This is a genomic window from Legionella sp. ST3F1 (assembly GCF_048553315.1).
Classification (GTDB): domain Bacteria; phylum Pseudomonadota; class Gammaproteobacteria; order Legionellales; family Legionellaceae; genus Tatlockia; species Tatlockia donaldsonii.
The window spans coordinates 1-756 of record NZ_JBLZIO010000054.1 but is presented as its reverse complement, the minus strand read 5'-3'; the positions used below and the strand labels follow the sequence as shown (position 1 = coordinate 756).

The following is a 756-nucleotide window of genomic DNA, read 5'->3' as shown; positions in this document are numbered from 1 at the left end:
TCAGAAGTGAAACAAACCCGCGCCGATGATAGTGTGGAGTTTCTCCATGCGAAAGTAGGTCATCGCCAGGGCTTTTTCCTAAGAAGTAGCTCGTGTGAATTGCGCACGAGAAAATTGGATGAAACCGTGCTGTTTCATCCGGACTGACTGGAGTCCCAGTTAGCCTGACTAAAGCACATGGCGTAAATAGTATGCTGGCGTAGCTCAGTTGGTAGAGCAACTGACTTGTAATCAGTAGGTCCCGGGTTCGATTCCTGGTGCCAGCACCATCTAGATGCTAGCCCTCGTGTACTACAAGGCTATTGACTTTAATCATATCATGAAAGAAAATGGCGTTCTTTTTGGAGGGGTTCCCGAGCGGCCAAAGGGATCAGACTGTAAATCTGACGGCTCTGCCTTCGAAGGTTCGAATCCTTCCCCCTCCACCAATATGAACAAAAAGATGTGGTTGACAAGCGGGTGTAGTTCAATGGTAGAACTTCAGCCTTCCAAGCTGATAGCGTGGGTTCGATTCCCATCACCCGCTCCAAGTTTGTTAAGCGGCAGACTGTAAAGTCTGTAATTTAATGCCCACATAGCTCAGGCGGTAGAGCACTTCCTTGGTAAGGAAGAGGTCGTTGGTTCGAGTCCAGTTGTGGGCACCATACAGTTATAAACTTTTGAATGGGGAGATTTTCCGATGGCGAAGGAAAAATTTGAGCGTAAGAAGCCACACGTTAACGTTGGCACGATTGGTCACGTAGATCATGGTAAGAC

4 tRNA genes are annotated in these 756 nt (G+C 47.9%); all 4 read left to right on the top strand.

What is annotated here, in order from left to right:
* The first annotated feature begins 193 nt into the window (after positions 1 to 193).
* The 4 genes from ACN4Z1_RS15930 to ACN4Z1_RS15915 all read left to right on the top strand — a co-directional run bounded on the left by ACN4Z1_RS15930 (position 194) and on the right by ACN4Z1_RS15915 (position 644).
* Positions 194 to 269: transfer RNA gene (locus ACN4Z1_RS15930), tRNA-Thr, on the top strand.
* A gap of 74 nt (positions 270 to 343) precedes the next feature.
* Positions 344 to 428 (top strand) — tRNA-Tyr (locus ACN4Z1_RS15925).
* A 27-nt stretch (positions 429 to 455) separates the two neighbouring features.
* Positions 456 to 529: transfer RNA gene (locus ACN4Z1_RS15920), tRNA-Gly, on the top strand.
* A 39-nt stretch (positions 530 to 568) separates the two neighbouring features.
* A tRNA-Thr gene (locus ACN4Z1_RS15915) sits at positions 569 to 644 on the top strand.
* Positions 645 to 756 lie beyond the last annotated feature (112 nt).